The sequence below is a fragment of the Lacticaseibacillus parakribbianus genome (assembly GCF_025490915.1).
Taxonomy (GTDB): Bacteria; Bacillota; Bacilli; order Lactobacillales; family Lactobacillaceae; genus Lacticaseibacillus; species Lacticaseibacillus parakribbianus.
The window spans coordinates 85,723-112,504 of record NZ_JANQBA010000007.1; the positions used below are offsets into that span (position 1 = coordinate 85,723).

Genomic DNA, 26,782 nt, shown 5'->3' on the forward strand with positions numbered 1-26,782 from the left:
TTTCCCCTCCAGTATAGCGGGTCGCGCCGTCCCTTGCAGGCTCTTATGAAAGCCCGGTGCAGCGCGGTTGGCCCGGGATTGGCTCGGATCGGCTCAGATCAGCTCGGCGAGGCCGCGCCCGGCTCTGGATTGGCTGGCATTAGCTCGAGACGGACCGGGGATTGACCCGGGATTGCCCGGAATTGCCCGGGATTGACCCGGAATTTCCCGGAATTGCCCGGGATCGGGTCGGATCGGCTCGGCGGAGTTGCGCCTGCATACCGATTGCGACCCTGCGAGAAACTGCCGAGGGACCACCAACCGCCGCGACCACGAGTAGGTGCCTGCTACGCCAATGCAAACAGGCGCCAGCCGCCGCCAAGAAGCACTTGGCGGCGGTTAGCGCCTGTTTGTTCGGTGGCGTTTTGCCAACAATCAGCCTTGAACCGTCGGCAGCTCCGCAATCCGCAGCTTGGCCGCCCCGTATGGAATCAGGGTCAGCTCCTCCAGCGGTTCGCCGGTGGCCACCGGCGACAGCGGCGGCTGGGCGGCCGAATCGTTGAGCAGCCCCCAGTCCAAAATGGCGCGGCCGCTGACCGTCACGGTGACCGGCGGCTGGGCGGCGTCAAAGGGCTGCGTGGCCACCGCGGCCGCCTGGACCGTCGCGTTTTGCGGCACGATGCCGTACTGCCAGCGGCTGTGCGGCCACAGCTCCCAGTCTTTGAGCGTGTCGTGTTCGCCGTGCGGCACCCAGGTGGTCTGAATCGGCAGCGCGAACAGCAAGGCCCCGTACCGCACCCCGACGGCATTTTGCGGTCGGTGAACGAACCGCACGGTGGTGGCAAACTCAAGTGCAAGCGTCGCCGTCCCCCACGCGCGTTCAAGCGTCGCGTAGCCGGCTTCGACGGCAAGCGGCAGCGGCGAACCGTCCAGGGTCCCCGTCACCGCGTCGGCCCAGGCCGGGATGCGCAGGCTGAGCTTTTGGGGGGTGCCATCGCCTTGCACAGCCAGCGTCACGCGGTTTTTGAATGGATAATCGCCTTGCACCGTCACGCTCAGGTGCGGCGTGGTCACGCGGCACGGTGCGTAGGAAATCGCGGTCAGGCCGCGAGTTTGTGACATCAGCCACAGGTGCTGCACGAACTTCGGCCAGCCCTGGTGCATGTTGGCGGTGCAGCAGCCAAAATGGGGTTCCAGGCCAAACAGGTTCGCGTCCGGCCCGTTTTGCGTCCAGTTGCGCTTGGCGTAGGAGCACATCACCTGGTTGACCTGCTGATCGTACTGGTGCGAGCCCCAGTCCGGCGCGACCGCCGCCGGCAGCGCGTTGTAGGCGACAAGCTCCAACCGGTCGCCGAACTCGGCGTCGCCCAGGCTCATCAGCAGGTTTTCCAGCGAAAACATCAGCTCGACCACGGCGCAAAGCTCGGTGCCCTGACTCGGGTCGGTGCCGGCCAGCCACTCGTCACCGGTGAACATGCCGTTGAGCTGACCGTGAAACTGATCGAGCACGGTCATGGCCTGGTGCAGTGCCTCACGAAAGGCCGCCGCATCGCCTAGCACCGCGTCTTGGCCCAGGTACTTCAGCGCCATGGCGACGTTGACCACGTGGCTGCGGTGGTCCCAGTCCGTCACGTAGCGGGTGAACGGGAAGTGCGTGAACGTCTCCGCCCAGTCCAGCGTCTGCGCCTGCAGCAGGTGAATCAGCGCCAGCAGCGCGGGATCTTGGGTGCGTTGGTATAGCCAAATGACGCACAACACATTCTCGCCACCTCGGGCCTGGCCCCAGCCTTCCAGCGGCCGCTCGGGTAGCGCCTGGAGCTGGTAGGTAAAATAGGCCTGCAAAAACGGCACCACCCGCGGATCTTCGGTGGCCTCCGCGTGTTGAATCAGCACCTTGAGCATCACCATTCGCGGCCACCAGTCGTCGTTGGTCGTCGGCCCGAAGTCGCCGTTTGGCCGCTGGCTGGCGAGCGTCCAGTCCACGAAGCGCTCGGCTCGCTTGATCAAGGCCGCGTCGTCCAGCAGGTAGGCCAGCGGCAGCAGCCCGTCCAGGTAGTAGGGGCCGCGTTCCCAGCTTTCGCCCGGACCGCCGAGCCAGCCGCTTTGCGGCCCGACATCCGGCCAGTGCGCGTAAAGCTGGCCGGTCAGCCCCGCCGCCTGAATTTTGAGCTGATCCAGTAGCCAGCCGCGGGGGCGAATCGCGCCCAGCGGCAGCTTGGTCATCGCCGCATTGAACCCTGAATGTGTCATTGTGATTGTGCCTTCTTTCGCATGATGTGCTGTGTTAAGCTGGTTCCAGCATAGCCGTTAGCGGTTTCACAAGCGCTAGCCGATGTTGCCCTGAATCTGCCTAATCTGACCCACCTGGAGGCCGTCATGCCCGTCGTCACCTTTCTCGGTTCCGCCCTACCCATTTTCCTGTTCGCCGGTCGCGATACCTACGCGCCCGGCCGCGCCCATCCGACGCGGCGCGACCTCGGCGTGTTCGATCTGCTGGTGGTCAGCCAAGGCGAGCTGCTGATGCAAGTCGTTGGCCGCGACCTGGCCGTGCCGGCCGGCCACGCGCTGCTGATGCCGCCGGTCGGGCGCCACGCCGGGCGGCCGGTGACGACCACCACCGCCTTTTACTGGCTACACTTTCGCCCGGTGGCTGGCTGGCAGGCCGGCCCGGTGCCAAAGGCGCCGGCCACGACAGCCTTGAACCCGGTGTTCCCCGGGCTGGTGATGCCGCAGCAGCAGCCCGCACCCCTGGCCCTGACCGCGCCGCTTTTGGACCGGCTGATCACCCTGGCGATTCGCACCGACGACGCAGCGCAGCTGGCCGCCCAGGTCACCTTCCACGACCTGCTGCTCGAGCTGAGCCGGGCGGTAGCCCCGACGCAAAACGCGGCGCAGCGGGTGGCGGCGGCGACCACCCGCTACCTCGAGGCCCACTTTGATCAAGCCATCACGTACCAGACGCTGGCGGCCGCGCTGAACTACGCGCCGAGCTACATCGCGCGGTGCATGCGGACCGTCGCGCATGAAACCCCGGACGCGGCGCTGACCCGCATCCGCCTGACCCACGCCTTGGCGCTTTTGACCAGCAGCGACCAGTCCATCGACGCGATCGCGCGGCAGGTCGGCTACCCCAGCGGCAACTACCTGGCGCGGCGCTTCGTCCAGGTCACCGGCCGGCCGCCGTCGCAGTTTCGTCACGGTGGCGAGCGGCCGCCATTCATCCTTCGATAAAAATAATAAAATATTTCGATTTATCATCCCGGTAAATAAGTTGAAGCGTTTTATCATCCGATTCTCATGACTGTCTTCTTGTGGCGTCACAGCGGGGCCGTTATACTAAAGCCGTAATGTGCAATTATTCACAACTAGGAGGCAACGACATGAAGATCACAATTTTAGGCGCCGGTGGTATGGGTAGCCGCTTCGCGCTGATGCTTCACCAAGCAGGCAATGACGTCACCCTGGTCGACGGCTGGCAGGCCAACATCGACGCCATTCGCAAGGACGGGCTGCAGGCCGACTTCAACGGCCAGGCAACCGTCGCCCACCTGCCGATCTATTCCCCGGCAGAAATCGACCAGCTCGGCCAAACCGCGGAGCTGATCATCGCGTTCACCAAGTCCAACCAGCTTCGGGCGATGTTCGAGGCGGTGCGGCCGATTATCGGCCCCGACACCTACGTCCTGTGCCTGCTCAACGGCATCGGTCACGAGGACATTTTGCAGGATTTCGTCACCGCCGACCACTTGATTCTGGGCATCACGATGTGGACCGCCGGCATGACCGGCCCGGGCCACGTCACCCTGCTCGGGGAGGGCGAAGTCGAGCTGCAAAACTTCGCCCCGGCCGGCGAAGCCTTCACCCAAGACGTGGTGGCCGCGTTCCAAGCGGCTGGGCTGAACCCGACCTACAGCCAAAACGTCAAATACGCCATCTGGCGCAAGGCCTGCGTCAACGGCACGTTGAACAGCTTGTGCAGCCTCTTGGACTGCAACATCGGCGAGCTCGGCGCCACCGCGGAGGCCGAGACGCTGCTGAAGACCATCATCGGCGAATTCGCCAAGGTCGCGGCGCATGAAGGCATCGCGCTGGACGAGGCCGAGGTCTACACACACATTGCGCAGACCTTCACAGCTGCCATCGCCGCGCATTACCCGTCCATGTACCAAGACCTGATTGTGAACCACCGGCTGACCGAAATCGACTTCATCAACGGCGCGGTCTGGCAAAAAGGCCAGCGCTACGGCATCGCCACGCCGTACTGCGCGTTGCTGACCCAGCTGATTCACGCCAAGGAACAGCTCGTCGGTGCCAAATAGGAGGCAAACCATGGCTGATATGAAAAAAGCAACACTCACGCCGAAGGAATTCTTCAACAAGGTCCTGGCCGGTACCGCCACCGGGATCATCGTGGGGCTCATCCCCAACGCCGTTTTGGCCGCGATTCTCAAGCTGTTCGGCCAAAACGCGATCGCGCTGTCCCTCACCCACGTGGTCGTCGTGTTCCAGTGTGCGACCCCGCTTCTGATCGGCGCGTTGATCGCCCTGCAGTTCGGCCTCGGCCCCTTGGACATGGCAATTGTCGCCGGTGCGGCCTACGTCGGCGCCGGTGTCACGCAGTTCAACGGCGCGGCGATCAACCCGGCCACCAAGGCGGCCGGCATCTACGTCTCGGCCGGCACCGGTGACCTGATCAACACCATGATCACCGCCGCACTTGCCGTCGGGCTGACGCTTTTGATCGGCAACAAGTTCGGCTCGGTCAAAATCGTGCTGTCCCCGATCGTGGTCGGCGCCGGCGCCGGCTGGATCGGCTTTCTGATTCTGCCTTACGTCGCCAAAATCACGACCTGGATTGGGAACTTGATCAACTCCTTCACGACCCTGCAGCCGATTTTGATGTGCATCCTGATCACGTGCATGTTCGCGATGCTGATTATCACCCCAATTTCCACCGTTGCGATCGGCATGGCCATTCAGCTCAACGGCCTGTCTGCCGGCGCGGCCGCCATGGGCGTCGCCGTGACCACCGTGGTTTTAGTCATCCACTCCTGGCGGACCAATAAGTCCGGGGTCACGATTGCCGTCGGCCTGGGTGCGATGAAGCTGATGATTCCCAACCTGTTCCGCCACCCCATCATTCTGCTGCCGATTCTGACCACCGCGATCATCTCCGGCATCCCGGTGGCGCTGCTCAACGTCCTCGGCACCCCGGCCAGCGCCGGTTTCGGGCTGGTCGGCTTGGTTGGGCCGCTGGCCTCGATTAACGCCGGGCTGAACGCGCTGATTGCGCTGCTCGTTTGGTTCGTGATTCCAATCGCGGCCGGCCTGGCCTCGCGCCTGGTTTACGAGAAGCTGCTGCACATTTACGACGAAAAAGAGGTCTTCGCCTACCTCGGCTGACCTCACCACAACGCAAACAAGCCCGTGCCACCCGGAAAAAATGGGCGGCACGGGCTTGTTTTTGGTCTCTGCGCGATTGCTGAGTTCGATGGACGCGCCGAAGCCACCGCGCTTACACTACGCGGTGGCCTTGGCCTGATTCTGTTAGGTTCTAACCTCGTCTTACCGATTCGTGGTACGGGTGGTACACCAGTCGTCCCTGTGGCCACACGGCTACCCCACACTGTGGGTGGCGGTCGCAGGACTGCAACGGCTGGGTGGAAGTCCTTCCCCCTGGTTTCTCCTAGGATCAGGAGTTGCACTAAAGCTCTCGAGTTTAAAGTCGCGTGGACGATACACTGCGACTTGGCATGGGTATGGTACTGGAGGCGCTTGCGCTCCGGACCGTTCCCGTGCGGTGGCTACTCCGGCGACCGTGGCTTTGAGTCGTCGCCCCGCACTAAGATAATCATCTGGGTGCATCATAACACCATACCAATTTGGCGTCAAACTTTTTGCGCCACTTTTTTTGACGAAGCCCTATCGGTTCAAAAATCGCTGATTTAAAGGCCTTTTTGACGAGCGTCCGTCGACTTGTGACAGTTTATTTTGTGTCAACGTTTCACTCAGACAGATTTCGTTACATTTGGCGACATCGCGCTTATACTGACAGAAAAAAGAAAGCAGGTGCCGCCATGCAATCGAATCACCCCAATGTGCGATTAACCGTGACGCTCCTTGGAACTTACGCTGGCATACTTTTGGACGACCGCTTTCAGACTAGTCAAGATGAGCTGCTGTCGGTTCGGATTGACGCAGTGTCGCTACTCGACAATACCAAAATTCCGTTCACACCACTAGATGGTTACCTTGAGTTCGACCCGGCCCACACCCCCCTCGGTGTTTTGTGGCGCATCGGCGACCGCTTCGAAGTATCCGGTCGGCTGCGCTTTTTTCGTGCCGCCCCCAGTGCAACTTATGTCGCTAAGATCCAACGGCTACTGCGTCAAGCCAAGGATTCAATTGTTCAACCGACGCTGGCGTGGATCAACCTGTTGCCGACACAGCCCAGCCGCAACCGATTTCTGCGACTTCTGACGCAATTTCAAAAGGAACAACTTAGCTTTTCTGCGTTTCAGGAACAACAAACCCTGAAGGCCCGTGTGCTCTCGGCGTCACAACGTGCGGGTCTCGCCCGGGTTCAGCAACGGCAAATTGCCATCATGCGGCCAATCTTCGAGGCGCTTGCACGGCTTGCACCCGAGCAACCACTGATTTCACACCCGCGCGACATTAAAATGATTGAGCTAAAATTCAGCCCTAAAATGGCAACTCGCGTGAATAAAGACCGGCTCGGAGACCCGACCTACCGTCACCAACTCTTTATGCAACTCGTCAATCCTGACGCTTCTCCGCAGCTGACGACGCTGCCACCAGCTAAACCACGCGCCACCCCGAAGAGCCAACCGGCTACTGCATCCAACCGCTTCATCCCGGCCCCCGCCCCGGCCAAACTGACCATCGCCCTGCTGCAGGCTCAGACCCTGTGCATGGCCGCGCCCAACGGCCGCCTCACCCCCGTCGACACCCTGGGTGTTCGCGTCAGTGAGTTCGGCGTCCCTGAACCCACGGTGGTGACGCCGCCGCGCGGCCGCTCGCGGCGCAAAACCGCCGCAGATGGCGACAACGGCGTGTACTTTAATCCGCACCTCCCCACGTTTTTGGTGTACGACGCGGCGCTGGCCCCGCTGCAGCTGACACCGGGCTACCAAGGCGCCCTCAGCGGCACCCTGCGGCAGGTCCGACTGGTCACACCCGCCAAGCGGCAGGCGCTTGAACGCGCCCACGCACGGGCCATTCACCACCTGCGCCGACTACTTGCGCGGTCCCTCACCGCGCCGCAGCCGGAGCTCACGCGGCTGACCGACCGGCTGGCTGCAGGCCGGCTGACGTTTTCCGGCTACCACAAGCTGCTGGCGGGGCTTTTGCCGAAGCGCGATGCGCAGCTGGCGACGCGGTTGGATGATACCTGGGCGGCCTTCACCCAAAAGTGGCTGGCGCTGACTTTCCCCGCGTGGTTCCTGGATCACGTCACCGCCCAAGACACCATTGAAGACGGCGCGATGCTGCCGCTGCTGCGCATCGACCACGCGCAGCTGAAGGACGCCGCCTACCGCCACCGCCTGTTCGCCCAGTGGCAGCAAAACGCAGGCAAAAAGCCGCTGGACCACCAGTGACGACGCGATCGCACCGGCGCTTGCCTAACCGGTGCGGCCGCAGGGCACCGGTCCCTGCACCATCACCATTAATAGGCCGTCACAAGTCTGTGGCGACCCTCAAATTAATTTTTGATATAACAAAAACAGGTCGCACCCTGGCGCGACCTGCCAACCCTATGCGGTCACCTGCGGCACGGCGTCCAGCGCCGCGCGGATGACCTGGTCCATGTTGTAGTAGCGATACGCCCCCAGGCGGCCGCCGAAGCGAACCGTCGGGTAAGCGGCGGCCGCAAAATCTTGGTACCGCGCCAAAAGCGCCGCGGTGGTCGGGTTGTTGACCGGGTAGTACGGCTCGGCCCCCGGCGTCCAGTCCTGCGGGTACTCGTGGGTGATCACGGTGTGGCCCGGTCGGCTGTTGGCGAGATCGAAGAATTTGTGCTCGATGATACGCGTGAAGGACGTGGCAGCGTCGGTGTAGTTGATCACCGCGTTGCCCTGGAAGTTGTCGCAAGCCAGCGTCTGGGTTTCAAAGCGCAGCGAGCGGTAGGCCAAGGCCCCGAAGCGGTAGTCGCAGAACTGATCGATGGCGCCGGTGAAGACCACGCGGTCATAGTCGGCTAAGTAGGCCTGACGCTGCGCGAAGAAGTCGCTTTTTAGTCGCACCTCAATGTTTGGTAACGCCAGGATTTTGGCCACCAGCGCGGTGTAGCCGCCGATCGGAATGCCCTGGTACGGGTCGTTGAAGTAGTTGTTGTCGAAGGTGAACCGCACCGGCAGCCGGCGGATGATGAACGCCGGCAGGTCGCGCGGCGCCTGGCCCCACTGCTTGGCCGTGTAATCTCGCACAAGCTTCTCGTAGATGTCGGTGCCGACCAGCGAAATCGCCTGCTCCTCTAGGTTGGTCGGCGTTTTGCCGGCCAGCACGGCGCGTTGGGCCGCAATTTTCGCCTGAGCCTCCGCCGGCGTAGTCACGCCCCACATGCGGTTGAAGGTGTTCATGTTGAACGGCAGGTTGTACAGCTCGCCCTTGTAATTGGCGATGACCTCGTTGGTGAAACGGTTGAAGTCTGAAAACCGCTTCACGTACTGCCACACCGCCGCGTCGGCCGTGTGAAAAATGTGGGCGCCGAAGCGATGCACCTGGATGCCCGCGACGTCTTCGGTGTAGATATTGCCGGCGATGTGGTCGCGCTTGTCAATCACCGTCACCCGGTGGCCGGCCGCCGCCAGCTCCCTGGCGCTGACGGCACCGTAAAGACCGGCGCCGACGATCAAAATTTTCATATTCCGACTCCTCGTTTCTTTCCGGCGCCGCCGCGCCGCATCCCCATCATTATAAGGGAAGCCGGCTGGCGCCGCCAGCCGTGCCGCCGGTTTCGGGGTTTTAGGGTTGCCGGGCTGCCGGGTTGCCGGGCTGCTGGGCTGCCGGGTTGCCGGGCTGCTGGGCTGCCGGGTTGCCGGGCTGCCGGGTTGCCGGACTGCCGGGTTTCCGGGCTTAGGCCCTTGAGCCCCGGTCTCCGGATTCAGGGCCGACCGCCGCGGTGGTCGGCCTTTTTCGCCGCCACCCGTCGCGACTTGTTCGGCGCCGCCCCGCGACTCGTCCGTTCGCCGCCCCTCACGTCACCCGCCGCCACCCTTCCGTTCGCCGCCCCTCACGTCACCCGCCGGACTCGCCCGTTCGCCTCACCCTAACGCCACGTCACCCGCCGCGACTCGTCCGTTCGCCTCACCCTCACACCACCCGCGACTCGCCCGTTCGCCGCCCTTCTCATCATTCTCATCGCGGTATCATCGCCGACCCCCTGCCCCCTAACCCGGACGCGGCGCCGGCTTCGACCGTTTTTGGCCGTGCAAAATTCAAACGTCTTCAATTTAATTATTAGAATTGTACACAACCGATTTACTCGGCGAATTGAAACCGCTATCATGGGGTCGTACAAATGAAATTCTTGAGGAGGAATACAGATGGCAGACCAACAATACGTCCTCGCCATTGATGAGGGAACCACCAGCACCCGGGCCTTGATCATCGATCACGCCGGTACCATCGTCGCAGACGCGCAGCGCGAGTTTCCGCAGTATTTTCCGCAGCCCGGGTGGGTGGAGCATAACGCCAACGAAATCTGGAACGCGGTGCTGTCGACGATTGCGACGGCCTTCATCAACAGCGGCATCCAGCCCCGGCAGATCGCCGGGGTCGGCATCACGAACCAGCGCGAAACCACGGTGGTGTGGGATAAGCAGACCGGCTTGCCGGTCTACAACGCCGTGGTCTGGCAGTCGCGCCAGACCAGCCACATCGCAGACGCGCTGAAGGCGGCCGGTCACAGCGAGCTGATTCACGACCACACCGGGCTGTTGATCGACGCCTACTTCTCGGCGACCAAAATTCGCTGGATCCTGGATCAGGTGCCCGGGGCCCAGGAACGCGCCGAAAAGGGTGAGCTCTTGTTCGGCACGATCGACACTTGGATCTCCTGGAAGCTGTCCGGCGGCGCGATGCACGTGACGGATTACACCAACGCGAGCCGCACGATGCTGTTCAACATCCACACCCTGCAGTGGGACGACGAGATTCTGGCGTTGTTGAACATTCCCAAGGCCATGTTGCCCGAGGTGCGTGGCAACTCCGAGGTCTACGGGAAGACCGCGGCCTACCATTTTTACGGCAGCAGCGTCCCGATTGCCGGCATGGCCGGCGACCAGCAAAGCGCGTTGTTCGGCCAGCTGGCCCTTGAACCCGGCATGGTCAAAAACACTTACGGCACCGGCTCCTTCATCGTGATGAACACCGGCGACAAGCCGACGATGTCGACGCACAACTTGCTGACCACCATCGGCTACGGCATCAACGGCAAGGTGACCTACGCCCTGGAAGGCTCGGTGTTCGTCGCCGGCAGCGCGATTCAGTGGCTGCGCGACGCGATGGAGCTGGTGCAATCGGCACCGGATTCGGAGCAGGCGGCCAAGGCCTCGGCCAGCCGCGACGAGGTCTACGTCGTACCGGCCTTCACCGGGCTTGGGGCCCCGTACTGGGAGTCGGACGCCCGTGGTGCGGTGTTTGGCCTCACCCGCGGCACCACGCGCAACGACTTCATCAAGGCCACCCTGCAGTCGCTGGCCTACCAAAGCCGCGACGTGGTCGAGACGATGTATCAGGACACGCACATTCGGATTCCGGCCCTGCGCGTCGACGGCGGGGCGGCGCGAAACGATTTTCTGATGCAGTTTCAGGCCGACATTCTGGGGACCCCGGTCGAACGGGCGGCCAACCTGGAGACCACCGCGATGGGGGCCGCCTTCCTGGCCGGCCTGGCCGTCGGGTTCTGGCAAGACACGGACGAGCTGACCACGCTGACCGGCGTCGGCAAGCGGTTTGAACCGACCATGCCGGCGGCGCGGCGAACGCAGCTTTACGCCGGCTGGCAACGCGCAATCGCGGCCACCATCGCATTCAAGCCGGCCGCAGACTGAGCCGGTCGCCATCATTCACACAGGAGGAGATACCATGGCTTTTTCAGCAACAACACGCAAGCAAAACCTCGCCCAGCTCGAGGCGACGCCTTTGGATCTGTTGATCATCGGCGGCGGCATCACCGGCGCCGGCGTGGCGATGCCGCCGCCAGCGGCATCACCACCGGCCTGATCGAGATGCAAGACTTCGCGGAAGGCACGTCCTCGCGCTCGACCAAGCTGGTGCATGGCGGCATTCGCTACCTGAAGACGTTCGACGTCGGCGTGGTGAGCGACACCGTCAAGGAACGCGCCGTGGTGCAAGGCATCGCCCCGCACATTCCGCGGCCCTTCCCGATGCTGATGCCGATTTACGCGGAGCCCGAGGCGACCTACGACATGTTTTCGGTCAAAATCGCGATGGATCTGTACGACCGGCTGGCCGGCGTCGACGGCACCCAGTACGCCAATTACACGATTGATCCAAAAGAGGTCCTGCAGCGCGAGCCCGGGCTGCGAACCGAGAACCTGCTCGGTGGCGGCGTCTACCTCGACTTCGTGAACAACGACGCCCGGCTGGTGATCGAAAACATCAAGGAGGCCGCCGAGCTGGGGGCGCTGGTCGCCAGCCGCGTCGAGGCCACCGGCGTGTTGCACGACGCGACGGGTCGCGCGATCGGCATCACGGCCAAGGACGTTTTGACCGGGGCCACCTTCGAAATTCACGCCAAGGTCGTGATCAACACCACCGGGCCTTGGGTCGACAAGCTGCGAGCGGTCGACGCCATGCTGACCCACGAGCCGCAGCTGCGCCCGACCAAGGGGGTTCACCTGGTGATCGACGCGGCGAAGCTCTCGGTGCCGCAGCCGACCTACTTCGACTCGGGGGCCCACGACGGCCGGATGATTTTCGTCGTGCCACGCGAGGGCAAAACGTACTTCGGCACCACCGACACGGACTTCACCGGCGACTACAAGCACCCGACGGTCACCGCGGCCGACGCGACCTACCTGCTGAATGCGATCAACCACCGCTACCCCGAGGCCCACATCGCGCTGGCCGACATCGAGGCCAGCTGGGTCGGGCTGCGGCCGCTGATCGCCGCCAACGGTAGCTCCGATTACAACGGCGGCGGCGCCAACGCCGGCAAGGTTTCGGACGAAAGCTTCCAGCAGCTAATCGACACGGTCAATCAGTACGAGAACCAGCAGGCGACCCGAGCGGCGGTCGAACGGGCGATCAGCGGCCTCAAGACGGCCCACGCCGAGGAACACCTGAGCCCGTCTCAGGTCTCCCGCGGCTCGGCGCTGACGCTTGAGCCAGACGGCCTGATCACGCTGGCCGGCGGCAAAATCACGGACTACCGGAAAATGGCGGCCGGGGCCCTGGCGCTAATCCGCCGGGTGCTGAGCGAGCGGTTCCAGCAGACCGTCAAAACCGTCGACAGCAAGAAGCTGCAGGTGTCCGGGGGCCATTTTGACCCGACCAACGTCGAGGAGACGCTGAAGTTCTACACCCGCATCGCGCAAGACGCCGGCATCCCCGAGGCGGCGGCCGTTGACCTGGCGAACCGCTTCGGCAGCAACACCGGCCGCGTGGTGACCTACGGCGAAGGCGGCGCGGCGGCCGGTCTGTCTTTGAAGGAGACCCTCTCGCTGCGCTACGCGGTGAACGAGGAGATGGTCCTGACGCCGGTCGACTACCTGCTGCGCCGCACCAACGCGATCCTGTTTCACGCGGAGACCCTGGCCGCACTGAAGCGGCCCGTCCTGGCCGAAATGGCGCGGCTTCTGGACTGGGATGCGGCGACCGCGGCCGCGATGGCCGCTCAGCTGGACCAGACCATTGCCGAAAGCCAGCTGACGGCCCTGAAAAAGGAGGTGCTCGCATGACGACGACGATCATGACCCAGGCGCTGGGCGAGTTCATCGGCACGTTGGTTTTGGTGCTGCTCGGCGACGGCGTCGTGGCCGGGGTGTCTCTGGCCAAGTCCAAGGCCCAAGGCGCCGGCTGGCTGGCGATCGCGCTGGGCTGGGGCCTGGCGGTGACGCTGGGGGTTTACGCGGCGGCCTTTCTCGGCCCCGCTCACCTGAACCCGGCCGTCACCCTGGCGTTCGCCGCAAGCGGCCACTTCCCTTGGGCCGGCGTGGTGCCGTTCATCGCCGCCCAGATGCTCGGGGCCTTCGTCGGCGCCGTTCTGGTGTGGCTTCAGTACTGGCCGCACTGGCAAGAGACCCACGACCAGGCGGCGATTCTCGGCACCTTTGCGACCGCCCCGGCGATTCGCAACCCGCTGGCCAACTTCTTCTCCGAGGCGCTGGGAACGCTGGTCTTGGTCTTCATGCTTTTGGCCTTCACCAAGGGCCAGTGGACCGCCGGCCTGGCCCCGCTCGGCGTCGGGGCGTTGATCACGGCGATCGGCTTCTCTTTGGGCGGCACCACCGGCTACGCGATCAACCCGGCGCGTGACCTCGGGCCCCGCCTCGCCCATGCGGTCCTGCCGATCGCCGGCAAGGGCGGCGCCGATTGGGGCTACGCCTGGATTCCGGTGCTGGGGCCGGTGGTCGGCGGCACCTTGGGGGCCTGGCTGTTCAATCTGCTCTGAGTGGCCGCTGCCGGTCCGGCTACCGACTTGAACGGACCACTGCCGAGCCCATGTGCGGTGTTTCACGTGAAACCCCCGTGACCGGTCGCACCACGCCGCCGAACGACTGGTGTTCCCGCAAGTTGGCCCGGTTGAAACCCGCCGCGACACCAAAAGAAGACCTGATTCACCGTTGCGTGGTGAACCAGGTCTTCTTTGCGTGACTCAGTTCTTGGGCTTAATCCTGCTTGCGCTTGAAGCCGAACAGTCCAGCAACCGCTGCGGCTGCCGCCAGAACGACGCCCATCACGGCGACGTTCCAGGCGACCTTCTCGCCGGTCTGCGGCAGGTCGGAACCCTTGCTGCTGGTCGAGCCGGTTGCGGCTTGCGCCGTCGTGCCGGTCGCGGTGCCGGTCGTGGCAACGCCGGTGCCGTCGGCGATTGTGGTTGCGGCCGAACCGGTTGTGCTGCCAGTCGCGGTCCCACCGGCGATGGTGCTGCCGGTGCTGGTGCCGTCGCTGGTGCCGATTGCGTCGCCGTTCGGGGTGCCTGCGTCGGTCCCGGTCGTATCACCAGTCGTGGCACCGGTGGTGTCGCCGTCGTCCGTCCCGGTCGTCGTGCCAGTGGTATCACCGTCGTCGCTCCCGGTCGTGGTGCCGGTGGTATCGCCGTCATCCGTCCCGGTCGTTGCGCCGGTGGTATCACCATCGTCGCTCCCGGTCGTGGCACCGGTGGTGTCGCCGTCGTCGCTCCCGGTCGTCGTGCCGGTGGTGTCGCCGTCATCGCTCCCGGTCGTATCGCCGGTGGTATCGCCGTCGTCCGTCCCGGTCGTCGTGCCAGTGGTATCGCCGGTCGTGTCGCCGTCGCCTGCGGCCTTCAGCTGGATCACGGCCTTGGTCGGGGTGCCGGTGTGGCCGAAGTCGTCGGTGGTGCGAACCAGGACGTTTTCGGACTGATCGATGGTGACCGGCGCGGTGTAATCCTGCCAGGTCTTGCCGTCGTCCGTGCTGTACTGCAGGTGGGTGGCCGCCTTTTCGGCTGCGGTCAGGTCCTTGTCGTAGCCGGCCGTCAGGGTCGCCTCGGTGCCGTCTGCGTTGTAGGTCACGTCTGCGGTGGCCTCTGCGGCGACGTCCTTGGCGATGTTGGTCACATCCCCTTCGACCGCGTCGGAGGTGTTGCCGTACTGGTCGGTGGTGCGGAACTGCAGCTTGGTGTTTTGGGTGGTGGTCAGGCTGCCGTTGAGCGTGGTCCAGGTCTTGCCGCCATCGGTGCTGTACTGAACGCTGCGTTTCTCGTTGGTCGGTGCGTCGGCCAAGGCGGCGCCGGCCGTGGCGGTGATTTTGACGCTGCCATCGGTCAAGGCCGTGGTATCCGTTGTGACGGTCGGCTGGTTCAGCTTGGCGCTGTAGTAGTAGATCTTGAACGTCGTGGTGTTGCTGTTGTTCAGCTGATCGTACAGGGTGACGTTCATCGAGTTGGCGCCCTTGGTCAGCGGGTACTCGTAGGTGAAGGTCTTTTGTTCGGTGGTGTCCGTGGCGCCGGTGTTCAAAAGCGCGGAGCCCATCTGCTTGGCATCGATGATGTCGTTGTTGATCTTCAAAACGTAGCTAGCGGACATATCGTAGGTCCCGGTCAGCTTGTAGGTCGACTCGTTGGTGTAGATGTCGCCCTTGGCCTTGTTCAGCGCCACGTTCGGCGCCGTCGCGTCGATCAGGAAGTCGTAGGAACCGCTGGTGATGATCTTCTGGCTGGTGTCGCCGGCGTAATCGCCGGAGCCGTCGGTCACGTCGTCGGTGGCGATGGCCGGAATCTTCAGCTCCTGGTTCTTGGTCAGGTCGATTTTGTCGAGGGTGACGGAGAACGCCCGGGTCTCCGGGTTGTACTCGGTGGTGTCGCCCTTGGCCTTGGCGTCGGCGATGATGTCAACGTCGTTCAGGTAGAAGTGGTCGACCGGCGCGTTCAGGCGGCCGGCAATCTTGATGGTGCCGGTGCCGTCGTCAGCCTGCGAGGCGTAGTTGGCGCCGGACGCGAGCATCAGGATCACGGCCAGGCCGCCGAAGTTGGCGGAGGTCACGACGTTTGGTGTGTCGAACTTGGCGCCGTCGGTCGGGGTGATCAGCTTCTGCGGGTCGACGGCAAAATCGGTATCGCCGTACGAGGCCACTTGCGCGGTGACCATGCTGGAGTTGCCGTCCTTGTCGGTGACCGTGATGTTCAGGCTGAACGTGCCGTAGCTGGTCGGCAGGTTGGCGTCAAAGGTGCCATCGGCCGCCATGTCGGTGGTGATGTCGGTCTTCGTCGCCGCCCCCGTCAAAGCCGTGCTCAGGCCGCTCAGGACGGAGTCGAAGGACAGGTCCGTCCCCATGCCGACGGTGTAGGTGATTTTGGCCACGTTCTCCGGGTTGGAGACCTTACCGGTGACCTCCACCTTAGTGTCGCTGGTCTCGATCTCGTCGTTGTCGAGGGTCAAAACGGACTCAGGGGTGGTCTTGTTGGTCGTTTCGATGGTGCGGATGATGTCCGTCCCGGCTTCGTCGGTCGTGAAGACCCACTTGCCGTCCGTCGGTACCGCGACGGTCTGGGCGAAGCTGCCGTCATCCGCCAGCTTGATCGCCTTGCCGTTCAGGTACAGGGACTTGCCGGTGTACTCACCGCGCAAAGCCAAGTTGTTGGCGCTGTAATCCTTGTCGGCGCCGCTGATCACCTCGCCGTTGTACAGGTCGTACAGGGAAAGCCCGGTGTCCTTGGCGGTGGCGTCGTCGGCGGCGGCCCCGGCCTGGGTGACGGTCAGGTAGTTGTCCTGCTCGCCGTAGTTGTCGGCGTTGTCGTAGACGCCCAGCTGGATGTCGTTCTTGGTGGCGGTGTTGATCGCCGCCGCCTGGGCCGCGGTCAGGTCGATGGTGACGTCTTGTTCAAGGTCGTTGGTCGGGTCGTCCAGGGTGTAGTCGACGGTGTTGATCACGCCGTTGACCGCGACGGCCAGCTTGCCGGTCGTCGCCAGGCCGGACAGGTTATCCTTCAGCGTGGCCTTGACGGTGTAGGAGCCGTCCGAATTTTGAACCAGGCCGTCCTTTTCGATGGTCGCCGTCGGCTTGGTCGAATCGACCTTGATCGGCAGCACGGTGACGTGCTTGCCCTTCAAGGCGTTGTCGGCCGTCGAGACGTCGCTGGTGGCCACCGCGGTGTCTTCGGTGTCGCCGGCGTCGGCCGTCAGCTCGGCGTCGGGATCGGTGTTGCCGGAGCCCCAGTTGGAGGCGGAGATGACGTAGTAGTACTGGCCGTCCTTCACGGTTTCGGTTTCGCCGTTAATCGTCGCGGAGCCATCCCAAGCGTTGCCGTCGAGGCTGGACTGGTCGTACGTGGCCGCGGCGCCGAGCTGGGCGAACTGGCCGCCGGTGCTTTCCATCGCGTAGGACTTGAAGGCCGATTCCTGGTAGAAAACGGTCCGCAAAGACTTGGCGTTGGCGTCCTTGGTCGGGTCGCTGGTGTAAATCTGGCCGCGGATGTCCTTAGCATTGCGGTACAGCGTCGCATGCACCGTCGCCGTTTTGATCGAGGATTCCGGCGACAGCGCGACGTTGTCCGGCACGATGTTGCCGTCGTTATCCAGGCCGAACGCGGTGAACTGATCCTCGTCGGTCGAATCGCCGTTGGCGTAGTAGCCGATGTAACTCTGCTGGAAGAGGTTCGAGTTGTCCGTCGCGGTGTCGGCGAACATGTTGGAGTCGTTGTTCCACGAGCCGTAGTAGCCCATGTAAGGCACGGACAGGTTCGTCACGCCGGCGGTATCGCCGACCGCGTCAAAGCCCAGGTAGCCTTCGACGAAGGACTGCGTGGCCGTCAGTGGAAGCGTCATTTTGATGTTGACGGTGGCGGCGGAACCGGCCGGCACGGTGATGGTCTGTGTGGCGCCCTTGGTGCTCAGGTCGCCGCCGTTGACGGAGGTGATGGCCAGGCTTGCGCCGAACAGCTGCTTGTCGTACATCTGCGCCGAATCGGTGTCGTTGTTGCCGTTGGTGTAGACACCACCGTAATCGTCGAAGGTGTAGGTGGCATCCGCCTTGCCGTTGTTGGTCAGGGTGACGCCCAGGGTCTTTTCACTGGAATTGATCTCGTGCAGCGCGAGGAAGCCCTGCATGGACGCGGCGTTGGCGCTGGTGGCGACGACCAAAGACTTGGTCGCGTTGCCGACGTTGACCTCGCCGGCGCCGGCGAGGCGCGGCGAGATGATGGCCGCGGAGCCATCGGCGTTCGGGTGGTCGGAATCAAGCTTTGGCGTCGCGGTGTTCATCAAAAGCGTCTTGACGTAGGCCGGAATCTGGTCGTCGGTCGTCTCGGCCGTTTGACCGCTGTTCATCGCGTCGTTGATCAGGTCGTTGATGGTTTTGCCAGAGGTGTCGGTCGTCGCCGCGGCCGCGGCGTCATCCCCGAACAGGCCTTCGTGCTTCAGGGCCTCGACGACCAGGGCCGAGGCCCCGGCGATGTAAGGCGTCGCCATCGAGGTCCCGCTCATGGACTGGTAGGAGTCGTTGTTGGCCAAGGACCAGATGCCGCCGCCCGGTGCGGTGATGTCGGGCTTGAAGTCCAGCGTCGAGGATGCGCCGATGGAGCTGAAGTAAGACATCTCGCCGCCAGTCGCCTGGGTCTTTTTGGCCAGGGAGGTCGAGAAGGTGTAGGTCGAGTCGCCGTCCGTGCCGCCGTCGAAGCCGGTGGCCTTCAGGAAGGCCAGGCCGTCGGAGTTGTGCAGCGCGATGGTCGGAATGCCTTCGCTGATGGAAAAGGCGCTGGCCGTGCCGTCGTCGGCCGCCTGGTTATCGATGATGATGACGCCGGCCGCACCGGCCATCAGGGCGTTCTTCTGCTTGACGGTGAAGTCCAGGTTGTTGCCCCGGGCGACCACGGCGATTTTACCCTTCACGCCGCTGTCGAAGTCGGTCGTCGCGCCGTAACCCGGCAGCCCGTTCTCGCCGTTCTTGGCGAAGTACAGGGACTTGCCGGCGAACTCGGTGATCGGCGACTTGTTCAGGGAGAACTGCGCCCAGTCGGCGGAGAAAATCTGCTTGCCGGAGGCGTCGGCCACGGCGACCTGGCGGTTAACCGTGACCGTGTTGTCGGAGGACGCGACGGTGATGGCCGACGGGGTCAGGCCGGGGTTACTCTGCTGGCCGTTATCGTTGGTGTTGTTCAGGGCCGAGTCCGACGAGGCGTTGCTCGAGTCGGAGGAGCCGGAGTTGCCGGCCGCCACGGCGACCACGACGCCGGCCTGGGTGGCGGCGGTGACCGCCGCCTCCTCGGGCTCGGAGGTGTCGGTGTTGCCGTCCTTGCCGCCGATGGACATGTTGATGACGTCGGCGCCGAGCTTGACGGAGTCCTCGATGGCCTGGATGATGACCTCATCCCAGTCACCGCCGCCGTTGGAGTTGGAGAAAATCTTCATGTTGAGCAGCTGCGCTTGCGGCGCCACGCCCCGCACGTAGTCGATGTCTTCTTCCTCATCCGCGCTGGCCGCGGTGCCATCCGCCGCCGCGATCCCGGCGACGTGCATCCCGTGCATCGCACCGGTGCCGTTATCCTTGGAAATCTTGTTGGTGTTGTCGCCGTAGTCAAAGGAGTAAGGCACCTTGTCGGACAGCCAGGTCCCCTTGGTCCCCGTCGACGTGATCAGGTCGGTCATCTCGGCCTTGGTGTACTTCTCGTTGGTCGTGCCTTCCTCGCTGAGCTTGAGGTCCTTGTGGCTGGCATCGATCCCGGTGTCGATGATCGCAATGGCGGTGCCTTCGCCTTCGTTAGGCAGCTCGGAATCGGCGTTCCAGGCGGAGCTGACGTTGCCGGTCTCGTTGGCGGCTGCGTCTTCCTTCTCGTACAGGCTTTGCACCGAGACGCTTTGGACCTTCGGCAGGGCCTTGATCTTTTGGATGTCCTTGAACGAGGCCTTGATCGCAAAACCGTTGATCAGGTAGCCGTACTCGTGGCTGACCTTGTTGCCGGTGATCGCCTCAACCTTGTCCTGCGTGGTCTGTTGGGCGTCCAGCACCTTGTCGGTCGCGGACTTGATCTGCGCGGTGGTCGCCGCGTCGCCGTCTGCGCGGCCGGTGTCCTCAATCGCCGCGTCCTTTTTCAGCTGGACGATGATTTTGACGTCCTTGTTGGCAATCTGGCTGGCCGTCAGGTTGCTGGTGTCGGTGCCGGTGGCGGTCAGCTGTTCCTTGATCGCCGTCTTGAACTTGTCGTTGTTCTTGCTGGTCTTGGTGGTGGATGCCTTACTCAAGGCCTTTTGCAGTGCGGCCTTGGAAGCCGAGTCGATCTTGCTCGACTTGCTGCTGGTCGCGGCAATGACCTGAGCCAGCGGCAGCGTGTTCGCCCCAACCGAGGACAAGAGCATCACCGTCATCGCAAGGTGCGTCGCAATGTGTGTCTTCTTCATCGAAATACCCCCGAACAAAATTTGATATGGCAGCGCCCGTCGTCCAGCTCGTTCGGCTTTATTAGAATTCGGCTAGGTTTTGCTTAGAACGAATTATATTTTTAGTTTTAAGTTTTTGCAACGACATTCACAAAAAAGTCATAATTCAATTAGTTTATTCGTTCTTGCATATTTATGCGTGTATACCGGCCGGTTTCGGGGACAGTCGGTATTTATTCTCATTATAATTTATAAGCCGCCGGTCGCCGTGTCTCTCATAATTTACTAATTTAATAAACATTTTCGTTCGCCATTCTCATAATCGGGCGTCGAAAAGCCCCGGTTCCCTGCCGTGGCGAACGGGGAACCGGGGCTCATTTTTTTCGAATCACCGGCGGCGCAACGCCGCTACGGACCACTGGCGAAGTCGGGCCTGGCCCTACGGCCGCGCCGACTACAGCTTCTTTTCGAAGCCCTCCATCGGCGCCAGCTGGGCCTGGTAATCCGCGACGGCCCGGGCGTTGGTCGTGAAGTGAATCACCTCACCGAACGACTCACGCAGGTAGTCCTGCATCACCGGCGGAATCGCCAGCTCGGCCATGTCGGCCGGGCTGAGCTTGACGCGCAGGCTGGCGGCATCACCTGCCGCGACCTTTTGGACCCAGTTGGGCTCGCGAATCAGCTCGCGACCAAGCGCCGCAAAGTCCGCCCCCAAGTCGAGCGTCGCCTGCGCGTCTGCGGGCCGCTCGATGCTGCCGACGCCGATCAGCGGCAAGTGGCCTGCGGTAATCGCGGCGAACTTGGCCAAAAGCGGCTGCGTGTCCTGCTTGTCGTTGAGCGAGCTGCGCTTGTAGCTGCCCATCGACAGGTGGAGGTAGTCGACCAGGTCGCGAATCGCCGTCGCAAAGGCCAGCGTGTCGGCCAGCCGCAGCCCAGGCGTCTCGATTTCCTCCGGCGACAGGCGGTAGCCGACGATGAACGGCCGCTCAACCGCCGCGGCCGCTTGCTTGACGGCGGCGATGACCGCCAGCGGCAGTGCCATGCGCCGGGTCAAGTCCCCGCCCCACTGATCGGTGCGGCGGTTGGCGTGGGGCGACAGGAACTGCTGCAGCAGGTACGTGTTGGCCCCGTGCAGCTCGACCCCGTCGAAGCCGGCGGCGGCCGCGCGGCGCGTCGCCGCCGCGAAATCGGCAATCAGCTGGTCAATCTCGGCCGCCGTCATCGCCCGGGGTACCTCGGAATCGGCCGGGTACTCGGCCGCCACGGCGCTTGCGCTGAGCGGCTGCTCGCCGCGCAGAATCTTGTGGTTGCTCTTGCGGCCGGCGTGGAAAATCTGCAGAATCGCGCGGGTGCCATCTTGGTGAATCGCGGCCGCGACCCGGGCGAGCCCGGGAATCATCGCGTCTGACGCCACCGACAGCTCGCCCTCAAAGCCCTTGCCGCTGGCCTCGACGTTGGCGACGCCAGTGATGATTAGGCCGGGACCGCCGCCGCGCCGCGCGTAGTAGGCGACCTCGTCGGTGGTGACCATCCCGTTGTGGAAGCTGGTCATCGTGGTCATCGGTGCCATCACGATGCGGTTCTTGACGGTCAGACCGTTGTGAAAACGGTAGGGTGTCAGAAAGTTTGTGTCCATTGTCATTGCTCCTTGTGCGTTGGCTTATTTTTTGTTAGCATTTTGTCGACGTAATTCAGTATACGCGAACCGGCCGATTGTGCGAGTACCCACAATAAAGTCGGTCAGGCACCTGCAAGTAAGAAATGGAGCGAGACAACGTTATGAGCAAAATTTACCGGTTGGGCATCGAGGCGACGCTGGCCGTCATCGGCGGCAAGTGGAAGCCCGTGATCCTCTGCCACCTGGGCGGCGGTCCCCGGCGGCCGAGCTTCCTGCTCGCCAACATCCCAGGTCTCACCCAGAAAATGCTGACGCAGCAGCTGCGCGAGCTTGAGCGAGACGGCATCGTCAGCCGCACCGTCTACCCCCAGGTGCCGCCCAAGGTCGAGTACGCCCTCACCGAACGCGGCAAAAGCCTACGCACCGTTTTGGTCGCGATGTCGGCCTGGGGCGAAAGCGCCATCGCCGCTCGCGCCGCGGCCGGCGAGGATGTCACCTTGCTGCACCCGGAACACGACGGCTTCCTGCTGTTTTGAGGCCGCCAGTCTGTCGCCAAGTTAGCCAAAAATGTCGCAGGCCCCCACCGTTCGGGGACCTGCGACATTTTTTTCACAATCTTGACGCGGCGGCTTACAGCACCGCCAACACGATGAAGTTCAGGATGAAGCCGACCGAAACGATGGCCAGAATCGGGTGAATCTCGCGAGCCTTGCCGGTGATCAGCTTGACGATGCAGTAGAAGATGAAGCCGGCCGCGATACCGTAGGAGATGTTGTAGACCAGACCCATGACGATCGACGCCATGAAGGCCGGGACGGCCTCGGCGAGGTCGGTCCAGTCGATCTCCTTGAAGCTGCCCAGCATCATCACACCGACCAAGATCAGGGCCGGGGCGACGGCCTGGGTCGGCACGATGGAGATCAGCGGCGCGAAGACGGCGGAGACCAGGAAGGCGACGGCGGTGGTGACCGCGGTCAGGCCGGTGCGGCCACCGGCGCCGATGCCGGCGGCGGATTCCACGTAGGTCGTGGTGTTGCTGGTGCCAAACACCGCGCCGATGCTGGTGGCGATGGAGTCGGCGAACAGCGCCTTGTCCATCTTGGAGGAGAAGCCGTGGCCGTCCTCCATCGCCTTTTCATCCGCCGCGGAGAAAATGCCGGTGCGGCGGCCGGTGCCGATGAAGGTGCCCAGCGTGTCGAAGGTGTCGGAGAAGCTAAAGGCGAAGATTGTCATCAGCGAGATGAAAATCTGCGTTGGGCTTGTGAACAAACTCCCCATCCCCGCGTGGGAGAACGCGGCGCCAAAGGTGGTGCCGAGCTGGGAGAAGGAGCTGCCCAGGCTGTTGGCGGCGTTGAAGGTCAGGTCGGTGACCCCCATCGGAATACCGATCAAGGTGACGGCGACGATGCCGATCAAGACGGCACCTGGGACCTTTTTGACCACCAGAATGGTCATCAGGACCAGGCCGATCAGCGCCAGCTGGACGCCGGGGTCGGTGAAGTTGACCAGGGCCGGCACGATGCCGCCGCCGGTGACGACGCCGGTGACGCCGTCCTTGTAGTTGCTGGTCGCCGCGTTGTAGGCGGCATTGTTGATGCTTAAGATGTTGCTACTATCGGACGTGAACTGCAGGAAGCCGGCGTTTTTGAGCCCGATGTAGGCGATGAAGACGCCGATCCCGCCGCCGATGGCGTGTTGCATGACCTCGGGGATCGCCATGATGATCATCTTCCGCACCTTAGTGACGGTGATCAGGATGTTGATCATCCCGCAGATGAAGACCAAAGCCAGCGCCTGCTTCCAGTTGTACCCCAGTGCGAACACCACGGTGTAGGTGAAAAAGGCGTTGAGCCCCATCCCCGGCGCCAGGGCGTAAGGGACGTTGGCGAAAAGCCCCATCACCAGCGTCCCGACGGCGCTGGCGATGATGGTGGCCAAAAAGACCGCCTGCGACGGCATCCCGGTTTGCGACAGCACCTGCGGGTTAACGAAGAGAATGTACGACATCGCGAAGAACGTCGTTAAACCCGCCATAATTTCGGTTGAGAACTTAGTATTATTCGCTTTAAGCTGAAAGAATTTTTCCATGATGACCCTTTCGTTCGCCTTTGATAGACACAGTGTAAGGGATTGTGAGCCAAAATTCAAGCGCAAATCCGGTTTATTTTAATGTTTATGTCACGAATGTTCGTGTTTAACGTAAAAACCGGGCGACTTTCCTGAGGAAGTCGCCCGGTGCTTGTGATTGTGTTCAGTTGTGCGAGCTCACCGCGGCAGCACCTCGGTGGCGGTGCTGCCGGTGGTCAGAAACTCGACCAGGTAATTCAAGGAGAAGTCGACCATGTTCTGCACCGCCGTCTCCGTGTGGTAGGCGATGTGCGGCGTCAACAGCACGTTCGGCAGCGCCCGCAGCCGCTCCCACTGGGCGTCTTCGAAGCGGCCCTGGTCGTGCAGCGCCAGCAGGTTGGCCGATTCGTTCTCGTAGGTGTCGATGCCGGCGCCGCCGATGTGGCCGGACTCAAGCGCCGCGATCAGCGCCTGGGTGTCGACCAGGTTGCCCCGGGCGGTGTTGATCAAAAGCGCCCCTTGCGGCATCGCCTGAAGCGCCGCGGCGTCGATCAGGTGGTCGTTGGCCGCAATGCCCGGCACGTGCAGGTCGACCACCGTGCTTTGCGCCAAAAGCGCCGGCAGGTCGACGTAGCGGCAGGCCAGGCTGGCGTCTTGCACCGGGTGGGGATCGTAGGCCAAGACCTTGGCGCCAAACGCCGCAAAAAGCCGGATCGCCTCGCGCCCGATGCGGCCGGCGCCGATCACGCCGACGGTTTGCTGCGCCAGCTCGCGGCCGATGAACTTGGTCGCCTGCAGGTAATCGCCGGCGTTAAGCGCCGCCTGGCTCTCCCCCAGCCGCCGCAGCAGCGTCAGCGTCGCGGTGACCGCGAACTCGGCGATCGCGTTGGGCGAATAGGCCGGCACGTTGGCCAGGTGAACGCCCAGCTCCCGGGCCGCGGTCAGGTCGATGTTGTCGGTGCCGACGTTGCGAATGGTGACGTAGCGAATGCCCAGCTTCGCGATGCGCTCGAACATCGCGCGGGTGACCGGCGTGGTCTGCAGCAGGTTGATGCCGTCGTAACCGGCGGCCCAGGCGAGGTTTGCAACCGTCGCCGGCGCCTTGTGGATGTCCAGCGTGTGGCCGGTTCGCGCCTGCCATTGCGTCATGTAAGTCAGCTCGTCGTCGTGGGCGCCGTACGTGATGATTTTCAAAAAAGTCCGCCTCCTGCTGCGTTGATAGTGTGTATCTAAGTATACGCAATCACGAACGCGACTGGCTACCGTCCTCATTCGATTTTAACGCGACCGAAATCCTAAAAGTTCGGTGAAAGCGGTGTCTTCTGTATCACAACAGGGTTTGGTGTGTTATGCTTAAGGTTCTAAAACAATCGGGAGGCATAATACCTATGAAAATTGCCGTACTAGCCGGTGGGCGAAGCACTGAGCGCAATGTTTCGATCTCAAGCGGCTACCGCATCACCAACGCCTTGCGGGCGCAGGGACACCAGGCCACCTTCATCGATCTGTTCCTGGGGTTCGACCTACCACAAGGCGCCGCACCGGTCAGCGTTTTTGACGACGCCAACACCAGTGCCGATCTCAAGATTTCGGACGCCATCCTGACCGACGCGGACATCAACGCGCTGCGCCAAGACGGCACCACGCAGCTGTTCGGCCCCAACGTCTTGGCCATCTGCCAGGCGGCCGACATCGTCTTTCTCGCGCTGCACGGCGGCGACGGCGAGAACGGGAAGGTCCAGGCCTACCTGGACCTGAACAACATCAAGTACACCGGCAGCGGCTCGACCGCCTCTGGCATCACCATGAACAAGGTGTACAGCAAGGAAATCATGCTGCAGCGCGGCATCAAGACCGCGGCCTACGTCGAGATCACCCGCGACGAAGGCGCCACCGGCCACACCCTGCCGTTCGGCTACCCGGTCGTGGTCAAGCCAACCTCCGGCGGCTCCTCCGTCGGGACCCACATTGTGCATGATGCACAAGAGCTTGTTGACAGTCTCACAGACGTGTTCCGCTTCGACAACTCCGCGATCATCGAGGAATTCATCACCGGCCGCGAGTTCTCGCTGGGCGTGGTCAACGGCCACGCCTTCCCGGCCATCGAAATCCTGGTTCACGACGGCTGGTACGACTTCGAGCACAAGTTCCAGGCCGGCCACACCGACTTCGTGACCCCGCCGGACAACCTCGACGAAGGCGTCCACAACGAGATGAAGCGCGTCGCCGTTCAGACGATGAAGGTCCTCGGCCTGCAAAACTACGGCCGCGTCGATTTTCTGACCAACGACGACGGCGTCTGGGTGATCGAGGCCAACAACCTGCCGGGCATGACCCCGCTGTCCCTGCTCCCGCAGGAGGCCGAGGCCGAAAACGTGCCGTACGGCGAGCTGGTCGAAAGCATCGTCAAGGGCAAGCTGAAGCTGTACGAGGACGGAATGACCAACTAGCAGAGGGTGGCAAAGCGCGGGTTTAGCGGGACGGCTAGCGTCGCGCTGGCGCTTGAAGCGGGTCATGCTTCGAGCACCAGTGCAAGCTGGACGCTCCCGCGTTGCGCTTTGGAACCCGTTTAGAGGGTGGCACCGAGCGCTTAGCCAACCGGCTAGCGTAGTGAAGGCACTTGGGGCGGCACCTTGCCCCAAGTGCCTTTACTAGCTGGACGCGTTGGCGATGCTCGGTGGAACCCGTTTAGAGGGTGGCAAAGCGCGGGTTTAGCGGGACGGCTAGCGTCGCGCTGGTGCTTGAAGCGGGTCATGCTTCAAGCACCGGTGCAAGCTGGACGCGTTGGCGATGATCGGTGGAACCCGTTTATGGCAGGACGCATACGTAGCCAAATGCTACCGAATATGGTAGTATTGCCTTGAAGAGAACGGCACGGTGACAAACCGCATTGGGAGTAGTGCCCCAATGTATGCCGGCGACGAGCGTCCAGAGATGGGACGCTCGTTTTTTCTTCGGCGACGTAAAAAAAACACCGCCCACAAGTAGTGCGACCCGTGAGCGGTGCGTGTCGGCCGGCGCATGACTTAACGTTGCGGTTTTTTACTGCGACGCTTGTTGACGACGCAGTGTTTAC

General features: G+C 63.0%; 14 protein-coding genes and 1 pseudogene. 9 read left to right on the forward strand and 6 right to left on the reverse strand.

Annotated elements, in window-relative coordinates; translation table 11 throughout:
- Positions 1-414: 414 nt before the first annotated feature.
- Complete coding sequence (locus NUH19_RS07640; RefSeq protein ID WP_262315965.1) at positions 415-2,229, reverse strand: glycoside hydrolase family 127 protein; 1,815 nt, start codon at positions 2,227-2,229, stop codon at positions 415-417.
- A 126-nt stretch (positions 2,230-2,355) separates the two neighbouring features.
- Here NUH19_RS07640 and NUH19_RS07645 point away from each other — a divergent pair, with 126 nt between their 5' ends.
- From NUH19_RS07645 to NUH19_RS07660, 4 genes are all read left to right on the forward strand, one after another.
- A complete protein-coding gene (locus NUH19_RS07645; protein ID WP_262315966.1) occupies positions 2,356-3,210 on the forward strand; it encodes a helix-turn-helix transcriptional regulator in 855 nt (284 codons plus the stop codon).
- A 149-nt stretch (positions 3,211-3,359) separates the two neighbouring features.
- Positions 3,360-4,298: a 2-dehydropantoate 2-reductase gene (locus NUH19_RS07650; RefSeq protein ID WP_262315967.1), complete on the forward strand. Its 939-nt coding sequence runs from the start codon at positions 3,360-3,362 to the stop codon at positions 4,296-4,298.
- A gap of 19 nt (positions 4,299-4,317) precedes the next feature.
- Positions 4,318-5,382, forward strand: a complete 1,065-nt coding sequence (locus tag NUH19_RS07655; RefSeq protein ID WP_420844679.1) for a PTS sugar transporter subunit IIC — start codon at positions 4,318-4,320, stop codon at positions 5,380-5,382.
- A gap of 575 nt (positions 5,383-5,957) precedes the next feature.
- A complete protein-coding gene (locus tag NUH19_RS07660; protein WP_262315969.1) occupies positions 5,958-7,598 on the forward strand; it encodes a hypothetical protein in 1,641 nt (546 codons plus the stop codon).
- Positions 7,599-7,754: 156 nt separating this feature from the next.
- On the opposite strand, the gene glf is transcribed toward NUH19_RS07660, so the two are convergent.
- On the reverse strand, positions 7,755-8,864 hold the full coding sequence (gene glf, locus NUH19_RS07665) for a UDP-galactopyranose mutase (protein WP_262315970.1): 1,110 nt from the start codon (positions 8,862-8,864) through the stop codon (positions 7,755-7,757).
- A gap of 681 nt (positions 8,865-9,545) precedes the next feature.
- On the opposite strand from glf, the gene glpK reads away from it, so the two are divergent.
- The 3 genes and pseudogenes from glpK (at position 9,546) to NUH19_RS07680 (ending at position 13,639) form a co-directional block, all read left to right on the forward strand.
- Positions 9,546-11,054 (forward strand): glycerol kinase GlpK, encoded by a 1,509-nt coding sequence (gene glpK, locus NUH19_RS07670; RefSeq protein WP_262315971.1) that lies wholly within the window; start codon positions 9,546-9,548, stop codon positions 11,052-11,054.
- A gap of 34 nt (positions 11,055-11,088) precedes the next feature.
- A pseudogene (glpO, locus tag NUH19_RS07675) lies at positions 11,089-12,926 on the forward strand (type 1 glycerol-3-phosphate oxidase).
- 8 nt (positions 12,927-12,934) lie between these two features.
- Positions 12,935-13,639, forward strand: a complete 705-nt coding sequence (locus NUH19_RS07680; protein ID WP_262316003.1) for an MIP/aquaporin family protein — start codon at positions 12,935-12,937, stop codon at positions 13,637-13,639.
- Between the two features lie 217 nt (positions 13,640-13,856).
- Here the strand turns inward: NUH19_RS07680 and NUH19_RS07685 are convergent, their stop codons facing one another.
- The gene (locus NUH19_RS07685; protein WP_262315972.1) at positions 13,857-20,042 is read right to left on the reverse strand and encodes a S8 family serine peptidase; all 6,186 of its coding nucleotides are present in this window, start codon (positions 20,040-20,042) and stop codon (positions 13,857-13,859) included.
- Between the two features lie 433 nt (positions 20,043-20,475).
- A complete protein-coding gene (locus NUH19_RS07690) occupies positions 20,476-21,657 on the reverse strand; it encodes an NADH-dependent flavin oxidoreductase (RefSeq protein ID WP_262315973.1) in 1,182 nt (393 codons plus the stop codon).
- A 143-nt stretch (positions 21,658-21,800) separates the two neighbouring features.
- Between NUH19_RS07690 and NUH19_RS07695 the strand changes: the two genes are divergently transcribed.
- A complete protein-coding gene (locus NUH19_RS07695; protein WP_262315974.1) occupies positions 21,801-22,175 on the forward strand; it encodes a winged helix-turn-helix transcriptional regulator in 375 nt (124 codons plus the stop codon).
- Between the two features lie 94 nt (positions 22,176-22,269).
- Here NUH19_RS07695 and NUH19_RS07700 read toward each other — a convergent pair whose 3' ends face one another.
- Together NUH19_RS07700 and NUH19_RS07705 are read right to left on the reverse strand one after the other, a co-directional pair.
- On the reverse strand, positions 22,270-23,727 hold the full coding sequence (locus NUH19_RS07700) for an NCS2 family permease (protein ID WP_262315975.1): 1,458 nt from the start codon (positions 23,725-23,727) through the stop codon (positions 22,270-22,272).
- A gap of 177 nt (positions 23,728-23,904) precedes the next feature.
- A complete protein-coding gene (locus NUH19_RS07705; protein ID WP_262315976.1) occupies positions 23,905-24,900 on the reverse strand; it encodes a D-2-hydroxyacid dehydrogenase in 996 nt (331 codons plus the stop codon).
- A gap of 194 nt (positions 24,901-25,094) precedes the next feature.
- On the opposite strand from NUH19_RS07705, the gene NUH19_RS07710 reads away from it, so the two are divergent.
- Entirely contained in the window at positions 25,095-26,156 is a 1,062-nt protein-coding gene (locus tag NUH19_RS07710; RefSeq protein ID WP_262315977.1) for a D-alanine--D-alanine ligase family protein, read from the forward strand.
- Positions 26,157-26,782 lie beyond the last annotated feature (626 nt).